The following is an 18,271-nucleotide window of genomic DNA, read 5'->3' as shown; positions in this document are numbered from 1 at the left end:
GCCGCAGCCCTGGTCATCCTCCACATCGAGCACGGACGAACCACCTGAAACGAACACTACGCACAGTCGCGAACCGTTACTCGGAAAGGCTCAGTCTGAGGACTCCACCAGACCCGGGGCGGTTCAGTCCGAGCGGTTCCTCGAGTTCGCCGAGGCCTGGGGCAAGAAGTACCCGGCGATCGTCCGGCTGTGGGAGAACGCCTGGGCCGAGTTCGTGCCCTTCCTCGTCTTCGACGTGGAGATCCGCAAGGTCATCTGCTCCACCAACGCGATCGAGAGCGTGAACGCCCGTACCCGTAAGGCCGTCCGCGCTCGTGGGCACTTCCCCAACGAGCAGGCCGCGCTCAAGTGCGTCTACATGGCGCTGATGAGCCTCGACCCCACCGGCGCTGGCCGCCGGCGCTGGACCATGCGCTGGAAGGCACCCCTGAACGCCTTCCGGATCACCTTCGAGGGCCGGCTCACCCCGGCCAACCACTGACCACCTCAACAACCAAGATCAGCCGTTAGTTAACTTGACAGACCCCTCGGTCGGCCTGCCTTTCCCATGGGGCGAGGTATGTTCACCGCGTCGGCGGCGTATGGGCCCGGTATCTCCCCCGAGCCGCGCTCGACGAGCTTCGTCGGAACCCTGAGCGTCTCCAGTGCGAGCGGCTTGCGCGCCATTCGCGCGAGTAGGCGCTCGGCCGCGAGCTCGCCCAGGCGATGTGGGTTCTGGGCAACGACGGTCACGCCCGGATCGAGCAGGTCGAGAAGCTCGACATCGTCGAACCCGACCATGGCCACACGGTGCTGGGCGCCACGCTCATGCAGCGCACGCACGACGCCGACGACCAAGCGGTTCTGCGTCGGGAAGATCGCCGTCGGCGGCTCGGGGGCGTCCAGCATGGCATGCGCCGCCAACCGCGCCTCTTCCTCGCCGATCAGACCGGTGACGTCGTGGGCCGGTGGGCATTCGATGTTCCAGCGGTCGAGCTCGTCGAGGAAGCCGCGCCGCCGTTCCCGGAGCGTCCAGATCTGCTGGTTGCCGCCGATGAAAGCAAGCCGCCGGTGGCCGTGCTGCAGCATGTGACGGGTCGCGATGAGCGCACCGTCGAAGTTGCAGGAGACGACCGAGTCGAACGCGACGGACACGGCTGGGCGGTCGACGAAGACGATCGACGTGCCACGGGCGACTTCGGCCGAGAGGTACGCCTGATCGCGGGAGACGGTGGTGATGATGAGGCCGTCGACGCGCCGCCGCAGGAAGTCCTTGACGACGCTTCGCTCACGGCCCGGGTCCTCGTCGAAGCTCTCCGCGAGCACGACGATCGAGTGTCGGCGCATCACGGTCTCGACGCCTCGATGGATCGCGGCGGAGAACGGATTGTCGACGCTCTCCAGCATCAGCCCGATCGCATTGGTGCGCGCGCCCGCGCGCCGCAGGCCTCCGGCGTAGACGTTGAGCTCGTAGTTGAGAGCGGCGGCCGCGCGATTGACGCGCTCCCTCAGTTGGTCGGAAACGTTCGGCTCGCCGTTGAGCACCCGCGACACCGTCTTCACGCCGACTCCCGCCAGCGCCGCAACGTCGCGCATCGTCGCGTAGCGGGGCGCCTCGAGTCGCTCTGACATCGATGCCTGTCTCCTCATAGATTCACTCATGGAATCACAACATCGATCCCCGGGTGCGACAGTCCATGGTAGCGGCGGAGGCCTCGGGCATGGCAAGCGCCGGTTCGCTGATACCGTTGCCAGACGCGGCGAATTGGACGGTCAGCGGTCGGTCGCATCGCATGCCTCGATCCTGCTCCGGATGAACCGGTCAGCCCTTGAGCGCCAGATGTACCAACACAGTCGTCGGCTGCTCGGACGTGGACCCGGTGATGAAAAGGCGAATCCACGTGCCGAACCCGTACAGTTCCACGTCGATCAGCGAGCAGTCGCTCGGCATGGTCAGCCGCGCACCGCGGTCCAGCCAGTCCACGCCGTCGGGTGAGACCTGCGCTTGAATGGTCAGCGTGGGATGGGGTCCCTCGGTCCGCACGTAGAACAGCGCCTCGGTGGCCCACCCCGCCTCGTAGGGATGCGTTCCGAAGTCGCCCGTGAGCACCGTGCGTCGCTCGACGAGCGTGGTGGCGGAGGTGAGCATCAGATCGCTCCTCGCTTCGCGGGAAAGGTGGCACCGGTCGAGTAGACGACCGAGTCGATGTACATGTTCACGATCCGGTCCGCTCCCGCCTCGATGTAGAACACCGGATTGATGAGCTGGGTGATGCCGGCGTACTTGGGTGACAGGGTGGCCTTGCGTCCGCGCAGGTCGAAGACCTTGTCGACGCTCTGGAACTCGACGTACTCGCGAGCGACGACGTCGACGGTCAGCCGCATGTACATCCAGTTCAGCTTGTCCGGGCTCTCGTTGTAGACGAGTTGCTGCGCACCGCCCGGGATCCACTGGAAGCCGTCGGCGGAGCCGTCACCGTAGCGACGACCGCACCAGAGGGCGTCGATCCCGACCTGCTCCCACCCGTTCTCCAGCCCGGTCCACTGCTGCCGGGTCACACCGTCGGAGACCTGCCAGTACTGCCACTTCTTGACCAGCTCACCGTTGACGGAATTCACGTACCGGACCCCGGGCTGCCAGCGGTGCTCCCCGTCCTGGATGTCGAACCACATCCCGAAGGCGCGGATGTCCTCCTCGCCGAGGCCCTCGCGGTCCTGGTGCGGCGTGTAGCTGTACCACGCCTCGAGCTGCACGTAGCGCGCCTCCGGGTCACTCAGCGACAGCCGCTTGATCGCTGTGCTCATGCTGCCGGCGATCGGGGGCTGCTCGTACGGGCCGGCAGCCGCCCGGGTGGGGAGCTTCAGCGAGTACGTGCCCTCCATGGAGCCGTGCGAGGCGGCGAAGCGCATCGGTGCGGCACTGAGTTGGGCCGGGCCCCAGGAGCCGAGGTCGAGTCGCGACTGCTGTTGGTGGAACCCGGGACCGACGAAGTTGGGCGTCAGGTCGAGCCAGCCGTTGAAGCCGAGGTCGAAGTCGTCGTAGACGACGACGTTCTCCAGGGGTTTGTACCTGCTGAGCCCGCGCTCGAACGAGATGACTTTGTGCATGACAACCGCCTTACTCGATGCCGTCGATCAGGGCGTCCGGGCCGCCGCGTTCGAGAAGGTCGGCGGCGCGTTCGAAGGCGGCGACGAAACCCGGGTTCGCGGCGAACGGGGCGAGGGTGGGAACCTGCGTGAGGAAGTCGCGCCGGTCGCCGCCGGCAGCGGTGACCAGTGACGTGGCGTCCGCGTCGTCGAGAATGAAGCGCCCCTGCGCCGCCAGCCGGCAGCCGGCTCGCCAGGCCGCGATCACGGCCGCGCCGACCGGGCAGGACGAACCGGCGGCGAGCCGGTCCGCCACGACGGGCAGCACGAACTTGGGGATGCGGTTGGAGGTGTCCACGGACAGCCGCGCGAGCGGGTCGCGTACCTGTGGGTTGCCGAAACGTTCGAAGAGCTGCTCGATGTAGCCGGGCAGGTCGAAGCCGTCGGGCACGGTGAGGGTCGGTACCCCCTCGCGCTCGATGTACGCGCGCACGAAGCCAGCGAACCGCGGGTCGGCGCAGGCCTCGTCCACATAGGTGAAGCCGGCCAGTTGCCCAAGGTAGGCCATCGCCTGGTGCGCGCCGTTGAGCAGCCGCAGCTTGATCGCCTCGTACGGCTCGACGTCCGCGGTGAGGGTGACGCCGACCTGCTCCAGGGGCGGGCACCCGGTCGGGAAGTGGTCCTCGACGACCCACTGGGTGAACGGTTCGCTGGCCACCGGCCACGCGTCCTCGACCCCGAGCGTCTCCCGGATACGGTCGAGGTCGGCCGGCGCGGTGACCGGGGTGATGCGGTCCACCATCGTGGCGGGGAAGGCGACCTCGGCGGCGATCCACTTCGCCAGCTGCGGGTCGACCAGGCGCGCGACACCTTCCACGGACATCCGGCACACCTGCCCGTTGCCAGGGATGTTGTCGCAGGACAGCACCGTGAACGGGGCGATGCCCCGGGCCCGCCGTTCGCGCAGCGCCGCGACGATCCAGCCGAACGCGGTGCGCGGCTGGGCCAGACCGCTGGCGACCTCCGCCGCGACGAGCGGGTCGTCCTCGGGGTTCCTACCGTTGATCGGATCGGCGACGTACCCGCCTTCGGTGATGGTCAGCGAGACGATGCGCACGTCGGGGCTGACCATCTGTGCCAGCACCGCCTCGGGCTGCTCCGGGGCGTACAGGAAGCGGGGGATCGAGCCGACGACCGAGGTCTCGTCGGTACCGTCGGGGTGGCGCAGGGTCAGGGTGTAGAGACCGTCCTGCCCCCGCAGGGCGTCACGCATCCGCGCGTCGCGCTCCAACAGGCCCACCCCGCAGATCGCCCAGTCCCGGGCCAGCCCGACGTTCATCAGCCGGTCGAGGTACATGGCCTGGTGCGCTCGGTGGAAGTTGCCCACCCCGAAGTGCACGATCCCGACCCGTACGTCCTGGTCGCCGTACTGCGGCACGGCGACGTTGTCCGGCAGCAGGCCCAGCACGGACCTCCCCAGACGCTTCACCGCTACCTCACTCCCTGGTTCACGTTGTCGAAGTCGACGACTGCACCCTGGTCGATGAGCCGCTGCCGGAGCACGCCGAAGTCCACGTCCGACATGCTGTAGCCCTTCTCCACGGCGAGGGCCGCCGCGGTGCCGGCCCCCTGCCCCATCGCCATGCAGGTCGCCATCACGCGCACCGAACCGAATCCGGGCCCATCGGCGGAGAGACAACGCCCAGCGGTGACGAGGTTGATGCTGCCCCGGGGCACAAGGCACCTGAGGGGGACGTTGTACTCCTGCTTGGGAAGCACGAGCTCGTTCTGGTCGATGCTGTCGTTCTCGTGGATGTCGATGACGTGCGCGCCCTTGGCGATCGTGTCGGGGAACGCCTTGGGGTTGAGGATGTCGTCCCTCGTGAGCTGGTAGAGGCCCACGATGTGATACGTCTCGCGCACGCCCGTCTGGATGCCCGACTTCGCCAGCCAGCAGTCCTTGAACTCCGGGAAGTTCTCGCGCATGACCTCGATGATCAGGTGCAGGTTCTCGCGCAGGCTGCATTCGGTGCGGGTGAACCACTCGGGGTCGCTGGCGTCGGTGGCCTCCCGCAACAGGTTGATGCTGACCATGCCGTCGTGGAAGAACCCGTTGATCCACGGGCCACCGAAGACCGGGATCTTCCCCTGTGCGTTGAGCTCGGCGAGTCTGCCCCGGATCACGTCGGAGACCGGCAGGACGCCGTTGACGGCGTCCCCGAAGAGCGGGGCCAGCGCGTCGGTGTCCACGCCACCGAGCTGGAACCACAGGGAGGCGGGCTGCAGCACGTCACCCTTGACGGTCTCGAAGCCGGCCGCCCGCACGATGTCGGCGTCACCCGTGCAGTCGACGACGACCCTGCCCTCGTAGGCGACCCGTCCCGCCTTGTTCTCCACGATGACGTGGGTGACGCGACCGTCGTCCGTGACACAGCCGGACACCCAGGAGTGGTAGAGCAGCGTCACGCCACTGTCGAGCAGGAGCCGCTGCGCCGCGAGCTTCAGGATCTCGTCGTTGGTCGGGTAGTTCCCGCTGTCGCGCGAGACGTCGGCGCCGCCCAGCTCGGCCGCGTTCCGCAGGAGTTCGAAGGGGATGCCGCCGATGTGTTGTTTGCCGTTGTGGCGGAACTCGCTGATCGGGGTGACCAGCGCACTGGTCGACATGCCGCCGACGAAGCCGTACCGCTCGATCAGCAACGTCCTGGCGCCGTTGCGCGCCGCCGCCACGGCGGCGGTGAGGCCCGCGGGGCCGCCGCCGCACACGACGACGTCGAAGCTGCCGACGACCGGAACATCCCGGGGTGGTTCGGTGATGAACACTCTCACTCCATTGATGCGGTGTGGAACATGGCGGCATCGCCGCCATGTTCCACGGCCTGCTCAGCCCTTGAGATTCACGTGAACGAGCACCCGCGCGGGCTGCTCGCTCGTCGCACCGGTGATGACGACCCGCAACCAGTTGCCGAACAACGCCACAGGCACGTCCACGAGCGACTGCGAGGCATAGAGTGTCGCGCCCGCCCGGCGGACCCAGTTGATGCCGTCCGGCGAAACCTCCACCGCGATGGTGAGGTCGGGATGGTCGCCCTCGGTCTGCACGAAGAACACCGCTTCGGTCGCCCAACCCGCTTCGTAGGCAAGCGTCGCGAAATCGTCGGAGATCCTCACCCGCCGGGCGAGAACCGATGTGTTGGTTGTCTGCATTTTTCCTGTCTCTCAGAGGTGACGGTCCGGACCCTGCATCACTCGGTCGAGTACACGACGGAGTCGATGTAGAGATTGACGGAGCGGTTCGTGTCGGTCTCGACGAAGAAGACAGGGTTGATGAGGTTGTCGATCGAGTGGTAGCCCGGCACGAGGGTGGGCGAGATTCCGCGAAGGTCGAAGACCTTGTCCATGCTCTGCAGTTCGACGTACTCGCGCTTCTCGACGTCCACCGTCAACCGCAGGTAGAGCCAGTTGATTTTGTCGGGGCTCTCGTTGTAGAGCAGGTCCTGCTCGCCCCCCGGCACCCACTGGTACCCGTCGGCGGAGCCGTCGGCGAACCTCCGGCCGTACCACTGGTTGTCGATCCCGGGAACGCACCAGCCGTCGGCGACACCGAAGTTCCAGTCCTCTGGTGTCACGTTCGGGCCTACCTGGTAGAACTGCCACTTCTTGACGAGTTGGCCGCCGAGCGAGTTCACGTAACGCACGCCCGGCATGTACCGGTACTCGGGATCCTGCACGTCGAAGAAGAAGCCGATCGCGCGGATGTCCTCCTCCCCCTTGCCCTCGCGGTCCTGTACGGGCGTGTACGAGTACCAGGCCTCGATCTGGATCAGCTTCGGGTTACCGAAACTCGAGAGCCGCTTGATGGCGTGCCCCATCGAGCCTGGTGCCGGCGGTTCGGTGGGTGGCCGTCCGGTCGGCGCCGTCGTGAGCTTGAGGGAGTAGGTGCCCTCCATCGAGCCATGCGACGAGGCGAACCGCATCGCCCCTGAGCTGAGCTGGTTCGGCGCCCAACTCGAAAGGTCCACGACGCTGGGGAACGACTCGTAGTTGTCGTAGACGTAGTTCGGCGTCAGGTCCAACCAGCCGTTGAACCCCGTGTCGAAGTCGTCGTACGTGATGACGCGAGCGAGCGGGTTGAAGCGCTCGAGGCCGCGGTCGTAGCTGAGAAATTTCTGCATCGAGAGGCTCCACGTTCAGGATCTGACTGCGGGACAGTTGGAGACTGCGGCCGGGTGGGCGTGGGGACGGTGGCGGGTCTGCTCGTCCCCACGCCCACCGGTCGGACTACTTGGTCAGGTAGACCGTGCTCCAGTCGTAGTTCTCCGTCGGTGTGAGGTTCAAGCCCTGCACCGTCTTCTTGGCCGCCACGTTGATGTTGTTCTCGAACAGCCCGATGCCGGGCACGTCCTCGGCCAGGATGTTGGCGATCTGCTGGTACAGCGGCTTGCGCTGCTCCAGGTCGGTCGTCCCGCGGGCCTTGGCCAGCAGCGCGTCCAGTTCCGAGTTGCAGTAGCCGAGGCGCTTCGCGCTGCACGGGTACAGGCGGTTCAGGGTGAAGTCCGCGTCACCGGTGGTGGTCAGGTTCGAGTTCACGATCATGTCGAAGTCGCCGGGGCTGGCGATGTTCTTCAGGAAGGTCGCCTGGTCGTCCGACTTCGGGGTGACGTTGACGCCGATGGCCTTCCAGTCGGAGATCATCGCCGCGATGATCTGGTCGTAGCCCGTGTTCGCGACGCTGTAGTCGATGGTGGTGCTGAACCCGTTCGGGTAGCCCGCCTCGGCCAGCAGCTTCTTCGCGTTCTCCGGGTCGTGCTTCGGGGCGTTCGTGGGCGACACACAGCCGAAGGCCGCGGACGGGCAGAGCGCGGTCATCGTGTCCGCCGTCTCGCCCAGGAGCGCCGTGACGATCTTCTGCAGGTCGAGCGCTTCCCACAGGGCCTTACGCACCCTGACGTCGTTGAACGGGGCACGGCTGTTCTGGAACCACAGGAACGTGTACGTGTAGCTGGGGATCTGCGAGAAGGTCACGTCCGACATCTCTCGCACCGTCGGGATCTGGTCGTTGGTCACGCCGGCAACCACCTGCGCCCCACCGTTCGCCAGCGCCGTGATCCTCGCGTTCGTGTCGGTGATCACCTTGAACGTCACCGTCTTGAGGTTCGCCTTGGTGCCCCAGTAGGTGTCGTTCCGGGTCAGCGTGATGTGGTCGTTCGCGACGAAGTCGCTGATGACGAACGGCCCGGTACCGATCGGCTTGGCCCAGTAGCTGTCTTCGCTGGCGCGCGCCTCCTGGCCGATGAAGATCATCGAGAGGACGCCCAGCAGCGTGCCGGTCGGAGCACTGGTGCGAATGGTGAAGGTCGTCGGGTCGTCCGCGGTGTAGGACGAGACGACCGCCAACTGCGTGGCGAGCACCGACTTCATGGCGATGTAGCGGTCGAAGGTGGCCTTGACGTCGGCGGAGGTGAACGGCGTGCCGTCGCTGAAGGTCACCCCCGTGCGGAGCTTGAACTGCAGCGTGGTCGGGTCCGTCCACGTCCAGGAACTCGCCAGCTTCGGCTGGGGCTGTGACTTGCTGTCAAGCGTCACCAGCGTGTCGAACACGTTGGTGCTCATCTGCATTCGGCAGTTGTCGAAGTTCTCGGTGGGGTCGAGGCTCGTACATCCGTAGTTCAGGACGTAGGTCAGGTTCTGCTGGTCGTCCGGCAGCCGCGCGCCGGGCGTAGAGTCACCGCTGCCGTCGCCGCTGCTGCATCCGGCAAGCGCCAGGGCAAGGGCGGTGGCCGCCGCAGCGAGCCCCGCCAATCCCTTGTGGGAGCGCACCATTGCTTCTCCTTAGTGAATATGCCTTTACTTCTGACCGACCTAGGCTGCGGGTTCGCCGGTGGGGTGACGGCCTTGGTGGGCCCGCTCCAGCCATGGGCGCACGACTGGCACGGCGGCCAGTAGTGCTCTGGTGTATTCGTGTTGGGGATGTTCGAAGATCTCGCGCGCATTGCCCTGTTCCACGACGTGGCCGTGGTGCAGGACGAGTACGCGGTCGCAGAGGTGCTCGACGACGGACAGGTCGTGCGAGATGAAGAGGTAGGCCAGTCCGAGTTCTTCCTGCAGGTCGTCGAGCAGGTTCAGCACCTGTGCCTGGACGGACACGTCGAGCGCGGAGACCGGCTCGTCGCAGATGATCACTTTGGGCCGCAGGGCGAGCGCTCGGGCGATCCCGATGCGCTGTCGCTGGCCGCCGGAGAACTGGTGGGGATAGCGATCCGAGTAGTCGGGGTTGAGACCGACGCGATCCATCAGCTTCTTGACCTCGGCCGTCCACTGGTCGCGCGGCACGATGTCGCGGTGCACCCGCCATCCCTCGGCGATCAGGTCGCGGACCGTCAGCCGAGGGTTCAGCGAGGCGTACGGGTCCTGGAAGACCATCTGCATGTCACGTCGGACGGACTTCAGCTGCTTTCGGGAGTAGCCGGTGATGTTCCGCCCTTCGAACTCGATCACGCCGTCGTCCGGCTTCACCAGGCCGATCACCGCGCGCGCGACCGTCGACTTGCCGGAGCCTGACTCGCCGACGAGCCCGACCGTCTCGCCCGGGTTGATGTCGAAGGTCACGTCGCTGACGGCGACGTTCGCACCGATCTGACGCTGTAGCAGCGACGAACGGATCGGGTAGGCGACCTTCAGGTGCGCTACGCGCAGCAGCGGGGCGGACTCGGTCTCAGCCATGAGTCAGCACCTCCTCGGAAACGTGGCACGCGGCCTCGTGGCCGGCTGGCCACGTCGTCGGTGTGCGCAGTACCGGCACCTGCTCCCGGCACAGGTCGGCCGCGAACGGGCACCGCGGGTTGAAGGCGCAACCGCTCGGCAGGTCCAGGAGATTCGGCGGCGACCCGACGATGGGCTTCAGCCGTCCCCCGATGCTCGTCTGGCTCGGGATCGACTCGAGCAGACCCTTGGTGTACGGGTGCGCCGGGTGGTCGTACATGTCCCGCACCGTGCCGGTCTCCACGATCCGACCGGCGTACATGATGGCCGCGCGAGTGGCCACGTCGGCGACCACTCCGAGGTCGTGGCTGATCAGGATCATCGCCATGCCGGTCTCCGCCTGGAGGTCGGCGAGGAGCGACAGGACCTGCTTCTGGACGGTGACGTCCAGCGCCGTCGTCGGCTCGTCCGCGATGAGCAGCTTCGGCCCGAGCGCGATCGCCATCGCAATCATGATCCGTTGCCGCTGGCCCCCGGAGAACTGATGTGGGTAGTCGCGGATCCGGGTCTCGGCATCGGGGATGCCGACGCGCTTGAGCAGTTCCAGGCTCTTCGCCCAGGCCTCCCGGCGACCCATCCCGAGGCGGCGCCGGAACGGCTCCGCGAGTTGGGCGCCCACGCGGAACACCGGGTTCAGCGAGCTCAGCGGGTCCTGGAAGATCATGGCGATCTCCGTGCCGCACAGTTCGCGCACCGCGGGCACGCGCTCGGCAGCCAGGTCGCGTCCGCCGTAGAGGATCCTGCCACCGACGATCGAGCCGGCCGGCTTCGGCAGCAGCGCCATGATCGACTGGGCGATGGTCGACTTGCCGCAGCCGGACTCGCCGAGGACGGCGAGCGTCTCGCCGGCCCGGACCTCGAAGCTGACGTTGTGAAGTGCGCGGGCCACACCCGCCGCGGTGGAGAACTCCACCGTCAGGTCCTGCACGCTCAGCAGGGGCGCGTCCGTGGGCGCGGCGGACGGGGCGCTGCCCGGTTGTGTCTTCGTCATCATGCGCTCCGCAGCCTGGGGTCGAACTTGTCGCGCAGGGCGTCGCCGAGGATCCCGAAGGCCAGCATGAGGATGACCAGCACGATGCCGGGAAGGGTCGAGATCCACCAGGCGGTCGAGAGGTACTGCGTGCCGTTGTAGATGGTGCTGCCCAGGCTCGGAGTGCCGAGCGGCACGCCCACACCGAGGAACGACAGCGACGCCTCGGTGAGGATCACCTGGGCGAACTGGGTGGTCGCCACCACGATGACGGGCGCCATGCAACCCGGCAGCAGCGTACGGAACATCAGGTGCCAGTTGCCGGCACCCAGGGTGCGGGCCGCCTCGACGTACTCCCGGTTCTTCAGCCCGAGGACCTGGCTGCGGGCCACCCGGGCGAACACGACCCAGTTCGAGATCGACAGCACGATGATGATGTTCCCGACGCCCTGGCCGAGCACCGAGGCGACGAGGATCGCCAGCAGGATGGACGGGAACGCGAGCTGGATGTCCGCGATGCGCATGAGCGCCGCGTCGAGCCAGCCACCGAAGTGTCCGGCCAGCAACCCCAGCAGAACCCCGATGACGCCCGAGATGACGAGCGTCGCCACACCGACGAGGAGCGAGACACGGGCACCGGCCATGATCTGCGCGAAGAGGTCCGAGCCGATCTGGTCGGTGCCCAGGATCGCGGTGCCGCCCTCCGACGTCACCGTCCCCGGCGGCTTCAGCCGGGACAGGAGGTCTGCCTGCAGAGGGTCGTACTGGTAGAGGAGCGGAACCACGATGGCACCGACGACGATCAGGCCGATGACGACCAACGGCACGACGATGCGGACGGTGACGCCCCGGCGGGCCCGGCGGGCGCGCCGCATCGTCGCGTTGACGGCGGGGGCGGGTGCGGTGGCGGTCACTTTGCGAGCCTCACTCGTGGGTCGAGGAACCCGTAGGTCAGGTCCACTACGAGGTTGATGAACACAAAGACGGCTGCGATCACGAGGACACAGGCCTGCGCGACGTTGTAGTCCCGCTCCTGCAGGGACGTGACGAGCAGCCGGCCGATGCCCGGGAACGTGAAGACGGTCTCGGTGACGGCCGCACCGCCGAGCAGCGTGCCGAACTGCAGGCCCACGATCGTGACAACGGGGATCGCGGCGTTCCGGATGGCATGCGGGAAGATCACGATCCGTTCCGACAGGCCCTTCGCCCGCGCCGTCTGGATGTAGCCCTCGCCCATCACCTCGAGCAGACCGTTGCGGATCATCCGGGTCAGCACCGAGACGAACGGCAGCGCCAGCACGATCGTGGGCAGGATCAGGTTCTTCCAGTTGTCGAGGCCGACGCTGGGCAGCCACTTCAGCTCCCGCGAGAAGACCAGCAGCAGTACGACGCCGATCCAGAAGTTGGGCAGCGCCTGGGTGAACAGCGACCCGGTGGTCACGGTCCGGTCGACCGGACCGTTCACCCGCAGCGAGGCCAGCAGCCCGAGGGGGAAGCTGAGCACCAGGGCGAGGACGCAGGCCAGGACGGCGAGGAGGGCGGTGTTGGGCAGCACCTGCACGATCAGGTCCATCGCCGGGACCCGCTGCTGGAACGAGTCGCCGAAGTCGCCGGTCGCGGCGCCGCCGAGGAACTTCCCGTACTGCACGAGTATCGACTCGTCGAGCCCCAGTTTCTGGCGTAGCGCGGCGAGCTGCTCGGGGGACGCGTCAGAGCCGGCGATGAGCAGGGCCGGGTCAGCCGGGACGAGCCGGACGATGACGAAGACCGCGGTGGCCACGCCCCAGAGCACGAAGACGGCGAGCACCAGACGCCGGATCACGTAGCCGAGCACTACTCACCACCTCTTCCTCGAAATCCGGACCGATCCCGAACCCGCCGGACGTCCCTGACCCCGGGTCTCGTCGCCCGCGCAACCCCGGTCGTCGTGACTGGACCTGAGCGCTGGATTGACAACGATGTCACGGCCGGAACAGTAGCCGACCGCATGCCGCAGCAAAAGCACTGATGCTGAAATGAGATATTGCCTTGACTCGAGGCCGGCACGTTGGGGGGCCCGGCCATGACAGCGATGTCATGCGTCTAGCCTCTCCGGTTATGGAGCGATCCCGGGACCGTCTGGTTGCCGTTGAGTGCCGCCGTCACGGTGTCCAACACGGTGACGGCGGCCATCCCCTATCCCCGGTGTGTCGCGAGTCCACTACGCGGTGTCACGAGAATCTTGCCCACGCTGCCGTTGGCCGCAGCCGCAAAGGCCGCGGCGGCCTCCTCGACCGGGAAGACGGTGCTGACGATCTGTTCGCTGGGAAGTCCCCCGGCCGCGGCGATCGCGATCGCGGTCTGCATGTCCGCAGCGGTGTAGTTGGCGCAGCCCTGGATGCGCATTTCCCAGTCCTGCACCTCCGGCAGCGGCACGTTCCCCGCACGCGGCGGCACACCGACGACGAGCAGCGTCCCCGCACGCCGCAGCACGTCGAATGCCTGACGGATCGACGCCTCCGTGGCGACGCAGTCGAACACCACGTCCGCGCGCCCGCCGTCGTACGCCCGGCGGACCGCCGTGGCGAACTGCGGGTCGGCGGCGTCCACGGCCGCGTCGGCGCCGAGCTTCAGCGCTCGCTCGCGCTTGGCGGGCTCGAGGTCGGTGACGACGATGGTGGCGGCGCCCGCCGCACGGGCCGCGACGACGCAGAGCATCCCGACCGTGCCGGCACCGAGAACGGTGACGTTCGCGCCGTGCAGGTCGCCGGCGATCCGGGCCGCGTGCACGGGCGTGGCGAGGCACTCGACCAGCGCGGCGTCGAGGTCCGAGACCTCGTCGGGCACCGGAATGATGTTGCGCCCGGGGGCGACGACGTAGGCGGCCATGCCACCGGCAAGCTTGCCCGAGGAGTCACACCCGATCCAGGCAAGCTGCTGGCAGGCGTTGATGCGGCCAGCCCGGCAGTTGACGCACTCGCCGCACTCGACGTTCGGCCTGACGACGACCCGCTGGCCGACGAGGGACGGGTCAGCCCCCGCGCCGACGCGGTCGACGACGCCGCACAGCTCATGCCCGGGCAGGTACGGCGGGTGCAGGAACGGGTGATGACCCGCGATGGCGTGCGTGTCCGAGCCGCAGATGCCCGCATAGGTCACCGCCACTCGCACCTGCTCTGGTCCGACGTCCGGGACGGGCGAGTCGACGACCGTCACGTCGTTCAGTCCCGCCACCCGCACCTGGCGCATCGTCGCGCTCGTTCCCACGGCTCCGCCTTCAGTCCCTCGCACTACCAGGGCTTTCGACCCTGGTCCCGGTCCTCGTTTCTCGGGCTGGGCACCACTCTCCAGCGGGCGGGCCGGCCAGGGTACGACTTCGCAAACCGAGTTCTGATACTTTCTTGCGGGCATCGGCGGTCGGATCGGGGTCGTCGTGCCAGATGGGACCAGGGCACCGGATGGAATGGGCCAAATGTCCGAAAGTAGCACCGCAACCATCGCCAAGGCGAAGCTCCGTCGTCCCGCGTCCCGCGAAGTAATCACGCTGGACGGCACCTCGTCGTTTCGGTTCTACGTGCACGACGAGCCCCACCCGTTCGCCTCGTGGAACTACCACCCCGAGTACGAGGTGCATCTGATCCTCAGGTCGTCGGGCCGCTTCATCCTCGGCGACGTCATCGGTTCCTACGATCCCGGTCAGCTCATGCTGATCGGCCCGAACCTGCCGCACTCCTGGATCGCCGACCGGGAACCCGACGAGCACCTGACGGACGCCCACGCCGTACTCCACGTCACCGACGGCTGGATAAGGGCATGCCAGGCGGCGATGCCGGAGCTGCGGGTGCTCGACTCCCTCCTCCGGCGCTCCGGCCGGGGGATAGAGTTCCACGGCGCGGCCCGCACCCGCGCCACGGAGGCGCTCCTCGCGATCCGAGACGCCGCCGAGGGCGCGGAGCGTGTTGTCCGGGCCCTGGACCTCCTGCGAATCCTCGCCGAGGCGTCACTCGAGGACGCGACGCCCGTCGTACGAGCCTGGGTACCCCAGTTCGACGACGGAGGTCCATCCGAACCCATGAGCCGGGCGATCGACTACATATTCGAGAACCTCGCCACCGGCGTGCGACTCCACGACGCCGCCAGGATCGCAACGATGAGCGACTCGGCGTTCTCCCGGTACTTCAAGGCGCGCAGCGGTCAGAAGTTCACCGACATGGTGCGCCAGTTGCGTCTGACACAGGCCTGTCACCTGCTGAAGAGCACCGACAAGCCGATCACGACGATTGCGACGATCGTCGGCTACTCAAATCTGTCCAACTTCAACCGGCAGTTCCTCCGGACCTACGGCAAGACGCCACGTCAGCAAAGAGCGGAGTCACAATGACAGCAGACCCGAAGGTGAACGGGCTGACGAGGAAACGGCTCGCAAGCGCTGTGCTCGAGTTGCGGCCAGTCATGGCCTTCCCGCACGCGGCCGACCTGCTCGAACACGGTGGCGCGGACGCGCTGATCGGAGACCTGCGGTGATGCCGTACGCGGTGGTTCTGGGTGAGGCACTGGTCGATCTCTTCGAGGTCGAGGTTGCGGGCGAGCGGGTCTTCCGGCCGATGGTCGGCGGTGCGCCCCTCAATGTGGCCTGCGGGATCGCGCGGCTCGGAGCCGAGGCCAGGTTCGTCGGTTCGCTCGGCTCCGACGCGTTCGGCGACCGGATCCGCGCCCTGCTCACCGAGCAGGGTGTCGATCACACCGGCTGCGTCAGCGTCGACGTGCCGACCACACTCGCGGTGACGAGCCTGCATGGGGCGGAGCCGGAGTTCGCCTTCTACGGCAACCCGCCCTCGTACGGGTTGCTCGACCCGGTGGACCTCGATGTGATCGCCGGGGCCGGGACGCTCTACTGCGGGTCGATCGCCCTGCTGCAGCCGACGACCCTGGCCGCGGCGAAGGCTGCCTGGGCGACCCCGGGTCCGTTGCGCACCATTGACCCGAACGTACGGCCCGACCTGCTCGACGACCCCGCGGCGCTGCGAGCGACCGTCGAATGGTTCGCATCCACCGCCGACCTCGTGAAGCTCAGCGAGCCGGACGCGCGACTGCTCTTCGACCTCGACGCCACCGCCGCGGCGAAGCACCTGCTCAGCCTCGGCGCGGGAGCCGTGGTGGTGACCCTCGGCGCGCGGGGCGCGCTCGGTTTCGTCGACGGCGCCGAGTTCTCGGTTACTCCCCCGCCCGTCAACGCGATCGACGCCACCGGCGCTGGGGACGCGACCATGGCCGCGCTGAACTTCGCCCTTCTTACCGGTGGCTTTCCTGCAACCGAAGAGCAGTGGCTCAGCGTCGTCGCGTTCGCCGTCCGGGCGGGCTCGCTCGCCTGCGAAACCAGGGGTGGCGCCACCGCGATGCCGCCCCTGTCCCGGCTGCAGGCACCCGCGGCGGCGTCGGCGGGTCACCCACCGGCCAGTACCGCGGCCACGTCACGCTGGTACTGCGCGTAACGCGCATCGGCCAAGCGCCGGTCCTGCGGCTCGGGGCGGTGCGCTGACACCGGCCCACTCATTGCCGTGCTCACGGTGCCGATGTCGTGGCGGCCGGACGCGACTGCGGCGAGCATGGCCGCGCCGGAGGCGGTGAGGTTCGGCTCCTCGTGCAACACGATCTCGACGCCGAAGGTCTCGAGGCGGGCGCGCACCCAGCCGCGCGCCAGCGCTGACGCGCCTCCGACGTGAACCGGCTCATCGCCGTGGCCGGCCAGGTGCAGGACGTGCCGGTTGCTCAGGGCCACTCCCCGCAGGACCGCGCGGGCAAGTTCGGCCCGCCCGGTCCGCGCGGACAGCCCGGCGAAGCTGGCCTGTACGTCGGTGCGCCACACCGGTGCCCGTTCGCCGTCGAGGTAAGGCACGAAGCGCGGGGTGTGCGCCTCGTCGGCGTGCATGCTGGTACTGATCATGTCGCCTGGTGAGGTGCCGAACAGCTCGGCGAGCCACAGCAACGCGGCGCCGGAGGTCTGGGTGGGTCCGTATTGGACGGGCAGGGGCGCGCAGCGCAGCGGGATGTGCAGCAGATGAGCGTCCGGCGGGCGGTCGGCGTCGCTGCGCCCGACGATGTCGGAGGTGCCGGTCAGCACGAAGGCTCGCGATTCCTCGAACGCGCCGACGCTCAGCATGCCAGCCAGCGCGTCGGTCCACCCGACGGCGACTGGTGTCCCTGGCCTCAGTCCCGACCAGGCGGCACCGTGCTCGTCGACCGGCCCGAGTGGCTGCCACGGGCGTAGTCGCGGCGGTAACGTGACCGCCGGAACATCACAGTACTCGAACAGCGCGGAGACGACCCTCCCGTCGTCCACCCGGCACAGTCCCTTCGAACCCCAGATGTCCGTACCGGCCACACCGGTCAGGGCAAGATTGATCGCATCTTTCGGCTGTAGCAGCCACCGCGCGTCCCCGATACCGTGGCGCCCCAGCCACAGCAGCTTGGCCGGCAGGTATGCGGCGTTCCACGGCAGCGTGGCGCCGATGAGGGTGCGTTCGTCGCCGAAGTGGCGGGCGAGTTCGTCGGCCTCGGCACCGGCCCGGGTGTCCTGCCAGGTGATCGCCGGCCCGGTCGCCCGCCGCCGGTCGTCGATGGTGATCAGTGACGGGGTGTGTCCCGCGACCGCGACCGCGTCCACGATGCCGTCAGGCACCAGGTCCCGGACTACGGCACCGACAGCCGCGAGCCAGTCGGCGAGATTCTGTTGCGCCCAGCCGGGGTGGGGCCGGTGCGTGGGGTACGCCTGCTGTGCCCGGCCGAGCGGCCGGCCGTCGCGGCCGACCAGCAGGCCCTTGACGCTGGAGGTGCCCAGGTCGAGGCCGAGATAGCGGCCGGTCACGCCGAGCGCCCCGAACGCCTCGCGCGCCGGGCCGGCCCACGGCCACGGCCCTGGATCCACTGGTGGGTGGCCCGGAAATGCTCACTGGGCAGTGTCGAGGCGCTGCTACCGCCGGAGCACGGTTTCATCATCGTGGCAGGGGCGGCCGCCGATTTCCTGGATGACCCCTTCTCCGGCGAGGTGCCGCACTGCTCCGCTGGCGATGACATCCTGTACCTGATGAGTGCGTCGGATTCCTATCACCGGGCCCGGGTCGTGCTCGAGTCGTGGGCCGCTGCCCCGCCCGACGATGGCCAGGACGTGGACGCGCGGCAGCAGGTGACCCTGGCGCTGAGCGACGGCACCGTGCACGTCTCCGGCATGTTGGAGTTCCAAGCCAGTCCGATCCTGAGCCTTGGGCCGCCGGGCCGCTACCACGCTCAGGTCAGTGTCACCGGCCGCGCCGAACTGCGCCGGATCAGCGCCCAACCGGGCCACCCCATTCCCATCATCGACGCCGAACGGTTCCGGGTCCGTTTTTGGGCGGCTGACAACTGACAGTGAGCCATTCCGCGCAACGAGGCCAGTGCGGTAGGTGACAGTCCGGCTTGTCCGGAGTGCACCGGACGCGCCAGGGACGCCGCTGCGCCGAA

At 68.0% G+C, this 18,271-nt stretch carries 19 protein-coding genes; 5 read left to right on the top strand and 14 right to left on the bottom strand.

The genetic code is table 11. From position 1 onward, the window contains the following. On the top strand, nt 1-481 hold a 481-nt coding region (locus AB0G14_RS32330; protein WP_357704034.1), incomplete at its 5' end, for a transposase. 29 nt (nt 482-510) lie between these two features. Here AB0G14_RS32330 and AB0G14_RS32325 read toward each other — a convergent pair. The 13 genes from AB0G14_RS32325 to AB0G14_RS32265 all read right to left on the bottom strand — a co-directional run bounded on the left by AB0G14_RS32325 (nt 511) and on the right by AB0G14_RS32265 (nt 14,041). Further along, a complete protein-coding gene (locus AB0G14_RS32325) occupies nt 511-1,611 on the bottom strand; it encodes a LacI family DNA-binding transcriptional regulator (protein WP_357704032.1) in 1,101 nt (366 codons plus the stop codon). Between the two features lie 190 nt (nt 1,612-1,801). Further along, the gene (locus AB0G14_RS32320; protein WP_357704030.1) at nt 1,802-2,128 is read right to left on the bottom strand and encodes a DUF6385 domain-containing protein; all 327 of its coding nucleotides are present in this window, start codon (nt 2,126-2,128) and stop codon (nt 1,802-1,804) included. Further along, nucleotides 2,128-3,087 (bottom strand): DUF6772 family protein, encoded by a 960-nt coding sequence (locus AB0G14_RS32315; RefSeq protein WP_357704028.1) that lies wholly within the window; start codon nt 3,085-3,087, stop codon nt 2,128-2,130. Before AB0G14_RS32315 ends, AB0G14_RS32320 begins: the two co-directional genes overlap by 1 nt. 10 nt (nt 3,088-3,097) lie before the next feature. Further along, nucleotides 3,098-4,555 carry a mannitol dehydrogenase family protein gene (locus AB0G14_RS32310; protein WP_357704026.1) on the bottom strand — a complete coding sequence of 486 codons (1,458 nt, stop codon included), beginning with the start codon at nt 4,553-4,555 and terminating at the stop codon, nt 3,098-3,100. A 2-nt stretch (nt 4,556-4,557) separates the two neighbouring features. Further along, complete coding sequence (locus AB0G14_RS32305; RefSeq protein WP_357704024.1) at nt 4,558-5,886, bottom strand: FAD-dependent oxidoreductase; 1,329 nt, start codon at nt 5,884-5,886, stop codon at nt 4,558-4,560. Between the two features lie 60 nt (nt 5,887-5,946). Further along, nucleotides 5,947-6,270 (bottom strand): DUF6385 domain-containing protein, encoded by a 324-nt coding sequence (locus AB0G14_RS32300; protein ID WP_357704022.1) that lies wholly within the window; start codon nt 6,268-6,270, stop codon nt 5,947-5,949. Between the two features lie 38 nt (nt 6,271-6,308). Continuing rightward, entirely contained in the window at nt 6,309-7,238 is a 930-nt protein-coding gene (locus AB0G14_RS32295) for a DUF6772 family protein (RefSeq protein WP_357704020.1), read from the bottom strand. A 106-nt stretch (nt 7,239-7,344) separates the two neighbouring features. After that, nucleotides 7,345-8,886 carry an ABC transporter substrate-binding protein gene (locus tag AB0G14_RS32290; RefSeq protein WP_357704018.1) on the bottom strand — a complete coding sequence of 514 codons (1,542 nt, stop codon included), beginning with the start codon at nt 8,884-8,886 and terminating at the stop codon, nt 7,345-7,347. A 39-nt stretch (nt 8,887-8,925) separates the two neighbouring features. Further along, nucleotides 8,926-9,786 (bottom strand): ATP-binding cassette domain-containing protein, encoded by an 861-nt coding sequence (locus AB0G14_RS32285; protein WP_357704016.1) that lies wholly within the window; start codon nt 9,784-9,786, stop codon nt 8,926-8,928. Continuing rightward, entirely contained in the window at nt 9,779-10,816 is a 1,038-nt protein-coding gene (locus AB0G14_RS32280; RefSeq protein ID WP_357704014.1) for an ABC transporter ATP-binding protein, read from the bottom strand. The genes AB0G14_RS32285 and AB0G14_RS32280 overlap by 8 nt, the downstream gene beginning before the upstream one ends. Next, the gene (locus AB0G14_RS32275; RefSeq protein ID WP_357704012.1) at nt 10,816-11,709 is read right to left on the bottom strand and encodes an ABC transporter permease; all 894 of its coding nucleotides are present in this window, start codon (nt 11,707-11,709) and stop codon (nt 10,816-10,818) included. The genes AB0G14_RS32280 and AB0G14_RS32275 overlap by 1 nt, the downstream gene beginning before the upstream one ends. Further along, nucleotides 11,706-12,629: an ABC transporter permease gene (locus tag AB0G14_RS32270; protein WP_357704010.1), complete on the bottom strand. Its 924-nt coding sequence runs from the start codon at nt 12,627-12,629 to the stop codon at nt 11,706-11,708. The genes AB0G14_RS32275 and AB0G14_RS32270 overlap by 4 nt, the downstream gene beginning before the upstream one ends. A 341-nt stretch (nt 12,630-12,970) precedes the next feature. Continuing rightward, nucleotides 12,971-14,041 carry an alcohol dehydrogenase catalytic domain-containing protein gene (locus AB0G14_RS32265; protein ID WP_357704008.1) on the bottom strand — a complete coding sequence of 357 codons (1,071 nt, stop codon included), beginning with the start codon at nt 14,039-14,041 and terminating at the stop codon, nt 12,971-12,973. A 196-nt stretch (nt 14,042-14,237) separates the two neighbouring features. Here AB0G14_RS32265 and AB0G14_RS32260 point away from each other — a divergent pair, with 196 nt between their 5' ends. From AB0G14_RS32260 to AB0G14_RS32250, 3 genes are read left to right on the top strand one after another with little or no spacing between them, the layout of a single operon-like run. Then, nucleotides 14,238-15,155 carry an AraC family transcriptional regulator gene (locus AB0G14_RS32260; RefSeq protein ID WP_357704006.1) on the top strand — a complete coding sequence of 306 codons (918 nt, stop codon included), beginning with the start codon at nt 14,238-14,240 and terminating at the stop codon, nt 15,153-15,155. Further along, nucleotides 15,152-15,298: a hypothetical protein gene (locus AB0G14_RS32255; protein ID WP_357704004.1), complete on the top strand. Its 147-nt coding sequence runs from the start codon at nt 15,152-15,154 to the stop codon at nt 15,296-15,298. Before AB0G14_RS32260 ends, AB0G14_RS32255 begins: the two co-directional genes overlap by 4 nt. After that, complete coding sequence (locus AB0G14_RS32250) at nt 15,298-16,266, top strand: carbohydrate kinase (protein WP_357704002.1); 969 nt, start codon at nt 15,298-15,300, stop codon at nt 16,264-16,266. The genes AB0G14_RS32255 and AB0G14_RS32250 overlap by 1 nt, the downstream gene beginning before the upstream one ends. Here AB0G14_RS32250 and AB0G14_RS32245 read toward each other — a convergent pair. Then, nucleotides 16,218-17,699: an FGGY family carbohydrate kinase gene (locus tag AB0G14_RS32245; protein WP_357704000.1), complete on the bottom strand. Its 1,482-nt coding sequence runs from the start codon at nt 17,697-17,699 to the stop codon at nt 16,218-16,220. The genes AB0G14_RS32250 and AB0G14_RS32245 overlap by 49 nt on opposite strands. Nucleotides 17,700-17,705: 6 nt before the next feature. On the opposite strand from AB0G14_RS32245, the gene AB0G14_RS32240 reads away from it, so the two are divergent. Continuing rightward, nucleotides 17,706-18,176 (top strand): hypothetical protein, encoded by a 471-nt coding sequence (locus AB0G14_RS32240; RefSeq protein ID WP_357703998.1) that lies wholly within the window; start codon nt 17,706-17,708, stop codon nt 18,174-18,176. Nucleotides 18,177-18,271 lie beyond the last annotated feature (95 nt).

This window comes from Micromonospora sp. NPDC023814 (assembly GCF_040639595.1).
GTDB lineage: Bacteria > Actinomycetota > Actinomycetes > Mycobacteriales > Micromonosporaceae > Micromonospora.
This window is presented reverse-complemented; position numbering and strand designations above follow the sequence as displayed.

Coding starts and splice junctions, on each gene's coding strand:
- AB0G14_RS32250 (WP_357704002.1), top strand. CDS start 15,298: ATGCCGTACGCGGTGGTTCTGGGTGAGGCACTGGTCGATCTCTTCGAG.
- AB0G14_RS32300 (WP_357704022.1), bottom strand. CDS start 6,270: ATGCAGACAACCAACACATCGGTTCTCGCCCGGCGGGTGAGGATCTCC.
- AB0G14_RS32285 (WP_357704016.1), bottom strand. CDS start 9,786: ATGGCTGAGACCGAGTCCGCCCCGCTGCTGCGCGTAGCGCACCTGAAG.
- AB0G14_RS32320 (WP_357704030.1), bottom strand. CDS start 2,128: ATGCTCACCTCCGCCACCACGCTCGTCGAGCGACGCACGGTGCTCACG.
- AB0G14_RS32290 (WP_357704018.1), bottom strand. CDS start 8,886: ATGGTGCGCTCCCACAAGGGATTGGCGGGGCTCGCTGCGGCGGCCACC.
- AB0G14_RS32315 (WP_357704028.1), bottom strand. CDS start 3,087: ATGCACAAAGTCATCTCGTTCGAGCGCGGGCTCAGCAGGTACAAACCC.
- AB0G14_RS32255 (WP_357704004.1), top strand. CDS start 15,152: ATGACAGCAGACCCGAAGGTGAACGGGCTGACGAGGAAACGGCTCGCA.
- AB0G14_RS32260 (WP_357704006.1), top strand. CDS start 14,238: ATGGGCCAAATGTCCGAAAGTAGCACCGCAACCATCGCCAAGGCGAAG.
- AB0G14_RS32280 (WP_357704014.1), bottom strand. CDS start 10,816: ATGACGAAGACACAACCGGGCAGCGCCCCGTCCGCCGCGCCCACGGAC.
- AB0G14_RS32325 (WP_357704032.1), bottom strand. CDS start 1,611: ATGTCAGAGCGACTCGAGGCGCCCCGCTACGCGACGATGCGCGACGTT.
- AB0G14_RS32295 (WP_357704020.1), bottom strand. CDS start 7,238: ATGCAGAAATTTCTCAGCTACGACCGCGGCCTCGAGCGCTTCAACCCG.